The organism is Mycobacterium sp. 155 (assembly GCF_000373905.1).
In the GTDB taxonomy this organism is placed as follows: domain Bacteria; phylum Actinomycetota; class Actinomycetes; order Mycobacteriales; family Mycobacteriaceae; genus Mycobacterium.
On the sequence record NZ_KB892705.1, the window covers coordinates 4403951 to 4417145 of the forward strand.

Annotated in this window: 11 protein-coding genes and 1 pseudogene; 6 read left to right on the forward strand and 6 right to left on the reverse strand. The window is 65.5% G+C overall.

Annotation, left to right across the window (positions count from 1 at the left end):
• Positions 1-38 precede the first annotated feature (38 nt).
• The 3 genes from B133_RS0121060 to B133_RS0121070 are packed head-to-tail and all read right to left on the reverse strand — an operon-like array spanning position 39 to position 4265.
• On the reverse strand, positions 39-908 hold the full coding sequence (locus B133_RS0121060) for an SDR family oxidoreductase (protein WP_018603885.1): 870 nt from the start codon (positions 906-908) through the stop codon (positions 39-41).
• Positions 909-948: 40 nt separating this feature from the next.
• Positions 949-3846 carry an RND family transporter gene (locus tag B133_RS0121065; RefSeq protein ID WP_018603886.1) on the reverse strand — a complete coding sequence of 966 codons (2898 nt, stop codon included), beginning with the start codon at positions 3844-3846 and terminating at the stop codon, positions 949-951.
• Entirely contained in the window at positions 3843-4265 is a 423-nt protein-coding gene (locus B133_RS0121070) for an MmpS family transport accessory protein (protein ID WP_026256714.1), read from the reverse strand. The genes B133_RS0121065 and B133_RS0121070 overlap by 4 nt, the downstream gene beginning before the upstream one ends.
• Positions 4266-4407: 142 nt before the next feature.
• On the opposite strand from B133_RS0121070, the gene B133_RS0121075 reads away from it, so the two are divergent.
• Positions 4408-5064 (forward strand): TetR/AcrR family transcriptional regulator, encoded by a 657-nt coding sequence (locus B133_RS0121075; RefSeq protein WP_026256715.1) that lies wholly within the window; start codon positions 4408-4410, stop codon positions 5062-5064.
• Positions 5065-5092: 28 nt separating this feature from the next.
• On the opposite strand, the gene B133_RS0121080 is transcribed toward B133_RS0121075, so the two are convergent.
• Positions 5093-6022: a 1,4-dihydroxy-2-naphthoyl-CoA synthase gene (locus B133_RS0121080; protein ID WP_018603889.1), complete on the reverse strand. Its 930-nt coding sequence runs from the start codon at positions 6020-6022 to the stop codon at positions 5093-5095.
• Between the two features lie 92 nt (positions 6023-6114).
• On the opposite strand from B133_RS0121080, the gene B133_RS0121085 reads away from it, so the two are divergent.
• The gene (locus tag B133_RS0121085; RefSeq protein WP_026256716.1) at positions 6115-6393 is read left to right on the forward strand and encodes a hypothetical protein; all 279 of its coding nucleotides are present in this window, start codon (positions 6115-6117) and stop codon (positions 6391-6393) included.
• Between the two features lie 8 nt (positions 6394-6401).
• Here B133_RS0121085 and B133_RS0121090 read toward each other — a convergent pair whose 3' ends face one another.
• Together B133_RS0121090 and B133_RS0121095 are read right to left on the reverse strand one after the other, a co-directional pair.
• The gene (locus tag B133_RS0121090) at positions 6402-6851 is read right to left on the reverse strand and encodes a nitroreductase family deazaflavin-dependent oxidoreductase (protein ID WP_018603891.1); all 450 of its coding nucleotides are present in this window, start codon (positions 6849-6851) and stop codon (positions 6402-6404) included.
• A gap of 10 nt (positions 6852-6861) precedes the next feature.
• Entirely contained in the window at positions 6862-7551 is a 690-nt protein-coding gene (locus B133_RS0121095) for an HAD family hydrolase (RefSeq protein WP_018603892.1), read from the reverse strand.
• A 249-nt stretch (positions 7552-7800) separates the two neighbouring features.
• Between B133_RS0121095 and B133_RS0121105 the strand changes: the two genes are divergently transcribed.
• From B133_RS0121105 to B133_RS0121120, 4 genes and pseudogenes are all read left to right on the forward strand, one after another.
• Positions 7801-9417: an amidohydrolase gene (locus tag B133_RS0121105; RefSeq protein WP_018603894.1), complete on the forward strand. Its 1617-nt coding sequence runs from the start codon at positions 7801-7803 to the stop codon at positions 9415-9417.
• 29 nt (positions 9418-9446) lie between these two features.
• Positions 9447-11006, forward strand: coding sequence for an AMP-binding protein (locus tag B133_RS0121110; protein ID WP_018603895.1), 1560 nt, complete (start codon positions 9447-9449; stop codon positions 11004-11006).
• 66 nt (positions 11007-11072) lie between these two features.
• Positions 11073-11979, forward strand: a pseudogene (locus tag B133_RS23085) (o-succinylbenzoate synthase).
• 39 nt (positions 11980-12018) lie between these two features.
• On the forward strand, positions 12019-13161 hold the full coding sequence (locus B133_RS0121120; RefSeq protein WP_018603897.1) for an LLM class flavin-dependent oxidoreductase: 1143 nt from the start codon (positions 12019-12021) through the stop codon (positions 13159-13161).
• The last annotated feature ends 34 nt before the right edge of the window (positions 13162-13195 follow it).

The window sequence follows — 13195 nt, forward strand, 5'->3', positions numbered from 1 at the left end:
TGTCTACCATCGGGTCCGGGCTTCCGCGGCGCGACACATCAAACTGGCTGGACCCGCTGCCGTTTCATCATCGCGTCCACCAACGCGGGGGACACGGTGTTGAGGGCCTTGGCCGCGACCGCCATCCGCGGCGCGATCTGGAGAGGGCGGGTGCGGGCCGCGGTCACCATCCAGTCCGCGGCTTCGCTTGCCGAGAGCCCGGGCAGTCTGTCGTAGGCCCGGGTCGGGGCGATCATGGGCGTCTTCACCAGCGGGTAGTACAGCGTTGTGGAGTGCACGCCCGCCGCGGACCATTCTGTTTCGATCACCCTGCTGACCGCGCTGAGCGCCGCCTTCGACGCGTTGTACACCGCGAACAGTGGTGCGGATTCGTTCATCACGCCCCAGGTGGCGACGTTGATGATGTGCCCGTCGCGGCGTTCCCGCATGCCCGGAGCCAGCCCGCGGATGAGCCGCAGCGGCGCATAGTAGTTGAGCGTCATGGTCCGTTCGACGTCGTGCCAGCGCTCCAGCGACTCGGCCAGCGGGCGCCGGATCGACCGCCCGGCATTGTTGATCAGGATGTCCACCCCGCCGAGGTCCCGTTCCACCCTGGCGACCAGTGCGTCGATAGCGTCCAGATCCGAGAGGTCCACCGCGTGGGCGCGGGCGGCGCCACCGCGGGCGGTGATCCGCCCGACGAGGTCGTCCAGTAGGTCTTGGCGACGGGCCACGGCCACCACGATGGCGCCGCGCGCCGCCAGCTTTTCGGCAGCGGCCTCGCCGATACCCGAGGATGCACCGGTCAGCAGGACGCGCTTCCCGCCGAGGTCGATGTCGCCCCGGCTGTGCAGCCGCTCGGTCAACGGTGGGCGCATGCTGGTCAGCAACAGCTGTTCGGACAGCCGGCGCAGCGGACTCTTGCTCATCCGATGAGTCTAAGAACGGAGCTGTACCGGGTGAACTTCGTCAGGCCGGCGTTTGCGCGGGATCGCGATGGATCGATGTCGGCCACGGTTGCGGCACCGGGCGCGCGCGCACGTGTTGCGGCCACCAGAACCAGCGTCCGAGCAACGCTGCCAGCGACGGCGTCATGAGCGATCGCACCACCAGGGTGTCGAACAGCAGCCCCAGGCCGATGGTGGTACCCACCTGTCCGATCACGATCAGAGAGCTGACCGACATCGACATCATCGTGAACGCGAACACCAGACCTGCGGCGGTGACGACGGATCCGGTGCCGGCCATCGCGCGGATGATGCCGGTGCGCACCCCGGCGTGGATCTCTTCTCTCATCCGGGAAACCAGCAGCAGGTTGTAGTCCGCACCGACGGCCAGCAGAACGATCACGGACATCGGCAGCACCATCCAGTGCAGCGGTATCCCGACGACGTGCTGCCAGAGCAGGACCGAAAGACCGAACGACGCGCCGAGGCTCAGGACCACGGTCCCGACGATCACGGCCGCGGCCGCCACCGCACGAGTCAGCACCACCATGATCAGGAAGATCAGGATCAACGAAGCGACCGCTGCGATGAGCAAGTCGTAATCGGCGCCCTGCTGCATGTCCTTGTACATGGCTGCGCTGCCACCGATGTAGACCGTCGAGCCCTCCAGTGGGGTGCCCTTGATGGCGTCTGCTGCCGCGGTGCGCAGCGGATCGATATGCGAGGTGCCTTCCTCGGTCAGCGGATCACCCTGATGAAAGACGGTGAACCGCACCGCATGTCCGTCGGGCGACAGGAACAGCTTGATGCCCCGCTTGAAGTCTTCCGTCTGGAAGGCCTCCGGCGGCAGGTAGAAGTTGTCATCGTTACGGGATGCGTCGAACGCCTGTCCCATCGCCGTCTGATTGTTCTGCTGGGCGATGTTTTGATCCTGCTGCGCCTTCTGCGCCTGATACTGGTTGAGCAGGTACTGCTTCTGGTTCTTCATCACCTGGATCATCGGGGGCATGGAGGCCGCCATCTGCGGTGTCAGTTCGGCCATCCGGTTGAGGTCCGGGACGATGTCCTGGAAGTCATCGGACATGGTGCCGATGCCGTCGAGGCTTTCGAAGATCGACCGCAGCGACCAGCACACCGGGATGTCGAAGCAGTGCGGCTCCCAGTAGAGGTAGTTGCGCATCGGGCGGAAGAAGTCGTCGAAGTCGGCCAGATGGTCGCGCACCTGGTTGATATCCATCGAAGTCTTGGCCATCTTGTCGGCCATCCTGCGAGTGACCTCGGCCAGCTGCAGCGTGGTCTGGTACAGCCTCTCCTGCGAGTCGATGGTCGTCTGCATGTCGTTGGCCTGTTTCAACGTGTTGTCCAGCACCGTCTGCTGGTAGTCGTTGTTCATGAGCGTGCCCGTACCGCTCTGGCTCATGGCGTAGGGCACCGAGGCATGCTCGATCGGCTTGCCGTCGGGCCGGGTGATGGTCTGCACCTGGGCGATGCCGTGCACCCGCACCATCGCCTTGGCGATCTTGTCGATGACCAGGAAGTCGGCCGGGTTGCGCAGATCGTGGTCGGCTTCCACCATCACCAGTTCCGGGTTCATCTTGGCTTCGGAGAAGTGCCGGTTGGCTGCGGCGTACCCGACATTCGCCGGCACATCGGCGGGCAGGAAGATGCGGTCGTTGTAGGTGGTGTGGTAGCCGGGCAGTGTCAGCAGGCCCACCAGTGCCGCGATGACCGCCGTCACCAGAACCGCGCCGGGCCAACGGACAGTGGCGGTGCCGATGCGGCGCCATCCGCGCGCCCGGTCCATGCGTTTGGGATCGAGCACCTTGCCGAACCGGGTGACCAGGGAGATGAGCGCGGGCCCGAGGGTGAGTGCCGCGGCGACGACGATCGTCATCCCGACCGACAGCGGGATGCCCATGGTCTGGAAGTACGGCAGCCTGGTGAAGTGCAGGCACAGTGTCGCCCCGGCAATCGTCATACCCGATGCCAGCACCACGTGCGCCGTGCCGTGGAACATGTCGTAGTAGGCCGACTCCTTGTCCTCGCCATTTCTGCGCGCCTCCTGGTATCGGCCGATCAGGAAGATGGCGTAGTCGGTGGCCGCGGCGATGGCCAGCGTCACCACCATGTTGGTGGCGAACGTGGTGAGCCCGAACACGTTGTGATAGCCCAGGAATGCGACGACGCCGCGGGCCGAAGACAATCCGATTACCACCATGAATAGCGTGATGAGCACTGTGACGACGGATCGGTAGACCATGAGCAACATCACGGTGATGACCGCGAAGGTGAGCATTTCGATCGTCTTCATGCTCGCGTCGCCGACGGCATTCTGATCCGTCGTGGTTGCGGCAGGCCCCGTCACGTACGCCTTGACCCCGGGTGGCGCCTGGGTCTCTTTGACGATGGTGCGGACGGCATCCACCGACTCGTTGGCAAGCGCTTCGCCCTGGTCACCGGCGATGTAGACCTGGACGTAAGAGGCTTTGCCGTCAATGCTTTGGGCGCCGGCCGCAGTCAGCGTATCGCCCCAGAAGTCCTGGACATGTTGAATGTGTTTGGGATCGGCGCGCAGTTTGCGGACCATCTCGTCGTAGAACGCGTGTGCGTCCGCGCCCAGCTTGTCCTGGCCCTCGAGCACGATCATCACCGAGCTGCTGGTGTCGTACTCCTGGAACACTTTGCCGACGTGTTTCGTCGCGATCAACGCCGGCGCATCGTTGGGACTCATCGATACCGCGCGCATTTTGCCGACGATTTCCAGTTGCGGCACAACGGTATTGAGCAGCGCGACGATAACGAGCCAGCCCAGCACGATCGGGATCGAGAAGGTACGGAGGAACCATGGCAGCCGGGGGCGTCTGACGTGCGGGGCCGGTGGAACGGCGTCGGTGGGGGTCTCGTCGGTGTGCAGTGTCATGCGGCCTTCACCAAGCAGTACGTCGCGGCATTCACACCCTGGGCCGTCCTTTCGTCCTTTACGACGTCATCGACGGTGACCCGGCAGCCGATCGATTGACCGTCGCCCTGTACCAGCAGGTTCGGCTGCACGGACGGGATGGTTGTTTCGAGTCGCAAGGACCAGGGCACGCTGGTTTCGGTCCGCTGCGGCAATCCGTTGAGGTCGGTGTAGTTGACGGTTGCGGTGGTTCCCGTGCCGAAGACCTCGTAGACGACAACCTTCGGGTTGAACTTGGCCGCGGTGTCCGACCCGACCGGTGTCACCACCGCTCCGTCGGAACCGAACACCGATCGCAACTGCGAGACGGTGAGGACACCGACGGCAATCGCCACCACCATGAGGGCAGGCAGCCAGCCGCGTTTGAGTACCGAGATCACCGGGCACGCCGAACTGCAGTCATGGTGGAAGCCCTTCCCCGAAATGCTGTCGCGCACCAATGGCGACAACGAGCCTGGCTAGAGAATCTAAGCGAATAACTGGATATGGTCAATCCGGTTGCGGTGTCACTAGAATCACCCGATGATCGCAGTACAGCCCCGTCGAGCACTACGCAAAGACGCTGAGCGAAACCGGCAACGCGTGCTTGCGGCGGCGCGGGAGCTGTTTGCCGAAAAGGGCCTCGAGGCGACGCTCAATGACGTCGCGCATCACGCCAATGTCGGAGTGGGCACGGTGTACCGGCGATTCGCCACGAAGGAAGAACTGCTCGATGCGGTGTTCGAGGACGGTATCGACAGGGTCGTTGCCCTCGCGGAATCCGCTCTGCAGAACGAGGATTCGTGGGAGGGGTTCGTGTGGTTCGTGGGGCAACTCTGCGAACTGACCGCGACCGATCGAGGACTCCGCGAAATGGTCTACAGCACGGCGTACGGCGGGGGTGGTGTCGAAAGCTCGCGCTTGCGGCTCATTCCGGTGATCTCGAAACTCGTCGAGCGGGCCCGCTGTGACGGCTACTTGCGGCCCGATATCGAACACACCGACATGCCGATTCTGGGCCTGCTGGCCGGCACGGTCAGCGAATGGGCGGGCCGGGTCGAGCCCGAACTATGGCGCCGTTACGTCGCCCTGCTGCTCGATGGCATGCGTCATCAGGACGGGCAGAAGCGACTCACCGTCGACCCACTCGACGAAAGTCAGATGGAGATCGCGATGAATGGCTGGCACCCCGCGGGGTGACCGAACAGCGGGCGGTGGGCGACCGGCGTCAGAAGTAGCGCGGGAAACCGCTCCAGTCCGGGGCGCGCTTCTCCAGGAAGGCGTCGCGACCCTCGACGGCCTCGTCGGTCATGTAGGCCAAACGTGTTGCCTCCCCGGCGAATACCTGCTGGCCGACCAACCCGTCGTCGATCAGGTTGAAGCCGAACTTGAGCATCCTGATGGCCTGCGGTGACTTGCCGTTGATCTCGGCGGCCCATTGCAGCCCGACGCGTTCCAGGTCGGCGTGGTCGACAACCTCATTCACCGCGCCCATCTGGTACATGGTCTCGGCGTCGTAGCTGCGGCCCAAAAAGAAGATCTCGCGGGCGAACTTCTGCCCGGTCTGCCGCGCCAGATAGGCACTGCCGAACCCGCCGTCGAAGCTGCCCACATCGGCGTCGGTCTGCTTGAACCGGGCATGCTCGCGGCTGGCCAGGGTCAGGTCGCAGGTGACGTGCAGGCTGTGCCCACCGCCGGCGGCCCAGCCGTTGACCAGACAGATCACCACCTTCGGCATGAACCGGATCAGGCGCTGCACCTCCAGGATGTGCAGCCGTCCGGCGCGGGCCGGATCCACCGTCTCGGAAGTTTCTCCCGACGCGTACTGGTAACCGGTGCGACCCCGGATACGCTGGTCACCGCCCGAACAGAACGCCCAGCCACCGTCTTTGGGCGACGGACCGTTGCCGGTCAGCAGGATCACGCCGACATCCGAGGACATTCGGGCGTGGTCGAGCACGCGGTAGAGCTCGTCGACGGTGTGCGGGCGGAATGCGTTGCGTACCTCGGGCCGGTCGAATGCGACGCGGACCGTCGGCTGCTTGGCGCCGTCGGCCACGTGGCGGTGGTAGGTGATGTCGGTCAGATCGCCGAAACCGGCGACCGATTCCCACGCCGCGGGATCGAACGGGCTGGCTGCGTTGGGCTCTGAGCTCACCCGCTCGACTGTAGAGCGGTGTTTCACCGAGCCTGTCCAGGGGTATGGAAGTCGCTGTGTGCGTGTCTTGCGCGCCGACAGAAAGGGCGACGATGAAACGTTCGGCAGGCATGTTGGTCTCGGGTCTGATCGCCGGTGCTGCGATGTTGGCCGGGTGCTCACCGGCGGTGACCGGCGGTGACACGAGCTGCAAGGACTTCCTCAGCCACGACGAGAAGACCCAGGACGATGCCGTGGCGAAGATGCTCAAGGACGAGAAGGGCACCGACGCAGCCCAGCTGGAGATCACCGGGACCCGGGTGTCGGTGCAGACGTTCTGTCAGACGGCCGGCAAGCAGGACAGCAAGATCAAGGAGGCGCCGCACCTCTGACGCACGTTCTAGAGCGGGTCGAGCCGAAATACCGCGCAGCGACCGGCTAGTGCTTCGAATTCGTCCGGATTCGGTCCGGTGACGAGTCCGGCGTTCTTCATGAAGCCGACGCCGGTGGGCACGAGGACCGGAAACTCGCGTAGTAATGGCCGCGCCTCGTCGGCCGGGATTTCGATCATCCGGACGCGCTGGGCGCGACGGCCCTGGTGCACGGTCGCCTCACCGGCGGCCCGCGCATTGGCGGCCCAATCGCCGCCGGGCAGGCCGGCGACGACGTAACGCCGACCGTCGACCGTCATCGGGGTTACCGGCGTTGTGCGCGGCTTACCGGTCTTGCGTCCTACCACGGTCAGGACCACCGGGCCGTGGTCGCTGCCGACGCCGAGCTTGTTCAAGCCGATCATCACTTTGTTGACGTACTTGAGCCACCACGGTGGCCGGATTCGCTCGACAGGCATGGTTTCGAGGTTAGACCGAGATGCCGTGCGCTTTCAGTGCCGACCGCAGCCCATCGGGTCGGTCGGCGGTCGGCAACGGGTCCACCAGCGCGAACCCACAACCCAGGGTCCGCGCGCCACCGTCGGCCTCCTCGCTGTCGCCGACCATCAGAGCGTCGGATGCCGCCACTCCCAGCCTTTCGAGGGCAGTGGCGAAGATCACCGCATTCGGCTTGACCGCGCCCACTTCGAAGGACAGCACGTATTCGTCGACATAGGCGTCCGCGTCGACGGCCGCGAACGCCGGGCGCACGTCGAACGGGATGTTGGACACGACCGCTGTCCGAATACCTTGTGACTTAAGGCCTTTCAGTACCGCTACGGTATCGGGGTAGGCTCTCCAGCTGGCTGTGTCGATCATCCGGTTGTAGAGCGACTCGGCGTGATGGTCGGCCAGCCCCGATTCGCGCAGCACATGCAGATAGGCCTCGCGGTGCAGATGTGGGGCAAGGTCGCGATTCATCCAGGCCTGGTACTGCTCGTCGGACATCTCCACGGAGCGTCCGGTGGGCGCAGTGAGGCGACGCATCAATTCGGCCTGCACGTGGCCGTCGACCTCCTGCTCGTCGACGGCCATGCCTGCGAACCAGCTTTCGTCCTCCTCGAGCCGAAACAGCGTTCCGGAGTAGTCGAACATCACCGCATGCACCATGGGAACCATCGTGCCATCCGGTGGCTAGAAGTCGTCGGGAACGCTCGGAGCTGTCGGCCAGCCGAATCCCACCGCGGCCTCGGCCTCGGGGGTGGACCGCATGATCGGCATGTAGCGCGACATTGTGGTGTCTCCTTCTGGAGTAGGGCAGGAGCCCGTTTGTCGTGCCCTCGCACATCCGTCGAACGGCAACCCGCGGAATCGACACGGTCGGAGAAAAGCTCTCGAAAGTTTTTCCGACCGCTTAGCATCCAGGCCATGGCCAGCCCGACACAGTCCGCCGACCTTGTCATCTTCGGGAACATCCTGACCGTCGACACCACCCGACCGACCGCCGAAGCTCTTGCGGTCAGCGATGGGCGGATCGTTGCGGTCGGTACCCGTGCCGACGTGCAACCCTGGGTCGGCGCCGACACCGATGTCCATGAGGTCGACGGCTGTGTGTTGCCCGGATTCGTTGAGGCACATGGTCATCCGCTGATGGAAGCGGTGGCGCTGTCGGACCGGATGGTCGACATCCGTCCGGTCACCCTGCGCAACGCCGACGATGTGGTGGCTGCCATCCACGCCGAGGTCGCCAGGAGAGGCGCCGACGGCGCCTACCTCAACGGTTGGGATGCGCTGCTGCAGAAAGGCTTACCCGAACCGAACCTGGCCTGGCTCGATGATGTGGCCGACACCCCGCTGGTCATCATGCACAACTCCGGACACAAGGCGTATTTCAACACCGCGGCGGCGAGAACCGCCGGCCTGACTCGGGACACCCCAGATCCCAAAGGGGCGAAGTACGGTCGCGACGCCGCAGGCGATTTGGACGGCACCGCTGAGGAATCCGCCGCGGTGTTCCCGCTGCTGACCGGCGCCATCCACCCGCAGGACTATCCGGCGATGCTGCTGGCAGAATGCGCCCGGCTCAACCGGGCCGGACTGACGACCTGCTCGGAGATGGCGTTCGACCCGATGTTCCGGCCGCTGCTGGCCGACATGCACGATCGGCTGACCGTCCGGCTGCGCACCTACGAGATGTCGACCGCCGAATTGCACACGGACGCAAGCCCGTTCGACGGGGACGACCTGGTGCGTCAGATCGGGATCAAGATCTGGGTGGATGGTTCACCGTGGATCGGCAACATCGACCTCACCTTCCCGTATCTGGACACCGACGCCACTCGGATCATCGGCGTGGTGCCCGGATCCTGCGGGCATGCCAACTACACCAAAGATCAGCTCGCCGAGATCGTCGGCACCTTCTATCCGCGGGGCTGGCAGATGTCCTGCCATGTGCACGGAGACAAGGGCGTGGACACCATCCTCGATGTGTACGAAGACGCCCTGCGGGCACACCCGCGCGACGACCACCGGCTGCGGCTCGAACATGTCGGCGCCATCACCCCCGCACAGCTGCAGCGCGCCCACGATCTGGGCGTGACCGCCAGCCTCTTTGTCGACCAGCTGCACTACTGGGGTGACGTGATCGTCGACGGACTGTTCGGACCGGAGCACGGCGACACGTGGATGCCGTGCGGTTCGGCCGTTGCCACCGGCATGCGGATCTCGCTGCACAACGATCCGCCGGTGACGCCGGAGGAGCCACTGCGCAACATCAGCGTCGCGGCCACCCGGACCGCTCCCAGTGGCCGGGTGCTCGGCCCCGAGGAGAGGCTGACCGTCGAGCAGGGGATCCGGGCGCAGACCATCGATGCGGCGTGGCAATTGTTCGCCGACAACGTGATCGGCTCGTTGGAGGTCGGCAAGTATGCCGATCTGGTGGTGGTGTCGGCCAACCCGCTGACCGTACCGGCCGAAGCCATCGCCGACCTGGAGGTACGGGCCACCTACCTGGCCGGTCGCCGGGTTTACCCGAAAGCCGGTTGACGGTCGGCGGGCCATGGCACGCTCAGCTCATGTCTGATTTGCCGACACCGAAGTTTCTCGATGAGCGGGTGGCGCACTGGGCGGCGGCCAAACCCGACGAGGAGGCCATCACCTATCTCAGTCGGACGTGGACATGGTCGCAGTGGTATGGCCGCATCTGCCGGGCCACCGGTGCTCTGAGCGCACGGGGCATCAAACGTGGTGATGTCGTCGCGTTCCTGGACAAGAACCACCCGGCCTGTGCGGAGGTGGTGCTGGCCGCCGCGGCGCTGGGCGCGGCCACCGCCATCATCAACTTCCGGCTCTCCGCCGACGAAATAAACTATGTGCTCAACGATTCCGGGGCCAAGCTGTTGTTCGTCGGGGCCGAGCTGCGGCCCGGTGTCGAGGCCATCCGCGACGCACTGCCGGGCGTTGCAGAGCTCATCGAGGTCAAACCGGACGGTGACGACGAGTACGAGGCGATGCTCGCCGCAGCGACGCCGCAGGGCCGTGCGCCGGATGTTCAGAGCGACGATGTCTGCATCATCATGTACTCCTCGGGCACCACGGGTCGGCCCAAAGGTGTTGCGCTCACCCAGGCCAACGTCATCGCCCACACCGTCAACGCGTTCGACAGCTGGGTTGCCGAGCCGAATGACAAGAACCTCGTGGCGATGCCGCTGTTCCACGTCGGTGGGACGTCGTACCTGCAGTACGGCCTGCACCACGGCGTCCCGAGCTATATGACGCGCGATGTCGACGCTGTCGCCTTGGCCGGTGGCATCCTCGCCGGTGCCAACCGGACCTTCCTGGTGCCCGCGGTGTTGGCCAAGGTGCTCGAATCCGGACCGGACGCGGTGAAACTGTTCGGCGGCTTGAAAACCTATGCCTACGGCGCGTCGCCGATGCCGCTGCCGTTGCTGCGTCAGGCGCTGCAGGCCTGGCCCGAGACCGATTTCATCCAGGTGTACGGGTTGACCGAGGTGTGTGGAGCGATCACCCGGCTGATGCCCGAGGACCACCGCTCGGGCGATGAGGAGCGCATGGTCAGCGCGGGCACCCTCGTTCCCGAAGGTGAGCTGAGGGTCGTCGACCCCAACACGCTCGAAGACGTCCCATCTGGCCTCCAGGGCGAATTATGGTTCCGCACACCGCAGTTGATGAAGGGCTATCACAACAAGCCGGAGGCCACCGCCGAGGCGATCACTCCCGACGGCTGGTTCCGTACCGGCGACATCGGCCGTGTCGATCCCGACGGCTTCGTGTTCGTCGAGGACCGGCTCAAGGACATGATCATCTCCGGCGGGGAGAACATCTACTCGATCGAGGTCGAGCGGGTGCTGGCCGAGCATCCCGCGGTCATCGAGGTCGCGGTGTTCGGCGTGCCCGACGAAAAGTGGGGGGAGGCGGTGAAAGCCGTGGTCGCCGTCGAGGGTGAAGCCTCCGAAGCCGATCTGATCGCGTGGGCGCGCGAGCGGCTGGCCGCTTACAAGTGTCCCAAGACCGTCGATTTCATGGAGGCACTGCCGCGCAACCCCACCGGCAAGATCATGAAGAAGGATCTGCGCAAGCCGCACTGGGAGGGGCGCGACCGCACCACCGTGTGAGGCAGCATGTGAGGCGTGCCATCACTTGATGATCTGCTCGAGCGCCTGCATGTGGTCGCCCTGCCCATGCGGGTCCGGTTTCGTGGCATCACCGTTCGGGAGCTCGCGCTGATCGACGGGCCTGCCGGCTGGGGTGAGTTCGGCGCGTTCGTCGAATACCAGCCGCCCGAGGCCGTGGCCTGGCTGGCCTCGGGCATCGAGGCCGCCTACCGGCCGGCCCCCGCCGATGCTGCGGGACCGGGTGCCGATCAACGCGACCGTTCCGGCGGTCGACGCGGCCCGGGTACCCGAGTTGCTCGACCGGTTTCCCGGTGCGCGGACCGCGAAGGTCAAGGTGGCCGAGGCCGGGCAGTCCCTGGCCGACGACGTCGCGCGGGTCAACGCCGTGCGGGAACGCGTGCCGACCGTGCGGGTCGACGCCAACGCGGGTTGGACCGTGCCCGAGGCGGTCGACGCCGCGGCCGCGCTAACCGCCGACGGTAGCCTCGAGTACCTCGAACAGCCTTGTGCCACAGTCGAAGAGCTGGCGTCGCTCCGCAGGATGATCGACGTGCCGATCGCTGCCGACGAGTCGATCCGCAAGGCGGAGGATCCGCTGCGCGTGGTGCGGGCCGGGGCCGCCGACGTGGCCGTGCTGAAGGTGGCACCGCTGGGTGGGGTGTCGCGGATGCTCGACATCGCTGCGCAGATCGACATCCCGATCGTGGTGTCCAGTGCGCTGGATTCCGCGGTCGGTATCGGCCGGGGGCTCTTGGCGGCCGCAGCGCTGCCCAAGTTGCACCATGCCTGCGGGCTGGGCACCGGTGGGCTGTTCGTCGAGGACGTCGTTGCGCCTACGGTTCCGGTCGACGGATTCCTGCCTGTCGGGCCGGTGGTGCCGGATCCGGATCGGCTCGCCGCGCTCGCTACATCCCCGGACCGTCGGCAATGGTGGATCGACCGGGTGCGGGCTTGTTATCCGTTGTTGGGGTAGGCGCTTACTCTAGGGAACCTGCTCCGGTCGTTTGACACTATGGCGATGCGAATCGGCATCATGGACCCGGTGATTGCGTCCCGCCCGACGGTGGATTCGTTCACCCGGGCGAGTTACCTGAGCGCCGTCGCCTGTGGCGCCGACTCCTTCTGGGCACCTGATCACCTCAACGCGTTGTTTCCCAGAACGTTGTGGCAGCCGAAGTTTTCTGCGGGCGCAGCGGTCTTGCCTTCGGCGGATGCCTATCTGGAGCCGTGGACCATGCTCGGCAACATCGCGGCCCGCAACCGGGTGGCCCGGCTGACGCTGGGTGTCTCGGTGACCGACACCGGTCGCCGCAACCCAGCGGTCACCGCGCAGGCCGCGGCGACGATGAACTTGCTCACGAGGGGCCGGTTCATCCTGGGCATCGGTACCGGTGAACGTGAGGGCAACGAGCCCTACGGCGTGGAGTGGTCGAAGCCGGTGGCGCGCTTCGAGGAGGCCATGGCCACCATTCGGGCCTTATGGGATTCCAAAGGTGAACTGGTGAACCGGGATTCGCCATACTTTCCATTGCGCAACGCGCTCTTCGCCCTGCCGGCGTATCGCGGAAAGTGGCCGCCGATCTGGATCGCCGCCCACGGCCCGCGCATGCTGCGGGCGGTCGGACGGTACGCCGACGGATACTTCCCGGCGTTCCCGCACACCCCGAAGGAATATGCGGAGCGCCTTGAAGTGATCCGAACCGCGGCATCCGATGCCGGGCGCGACCCGATGTCGATCACCCCGGCGCTGTGGGTCATGGTCGTGGCAGGGCGCAACCGAGCCGACGTCGATGAGGCGCTCGATTCGGAGGTCACTAAAGCCGGTGCGCTGCTCGCCTCGGATCATTTCTTCGCGCGGCATGGAGCGCAGCATCCGTTGGGCGTCGGGTTCACCGGTGCGCAGGACATCCTGCCGCAGGACTGGGACGAGGAGACTGCCCAGTCCTACATCAAGTCCGTACCGCTGTCACTGTTGCGTGAGATGTACCTGTGCGGCACCCCGGATGAAATCGTCGACCGCGCAGCGGAGTGGCGCGACTCGGGCGTTCGTCACCTCGTGGTGGTCAACGTCGGCCCGCTGCAGCGCAGCCTACGCAAGGGGATGCTGTCGACGGTTCTCTTCGGTCGAGCGGTTCGCAAGCTCAAGAAGCTGTAGTCCCACCTGTTGGCCCAGGTGTCTCGGGTTCGGT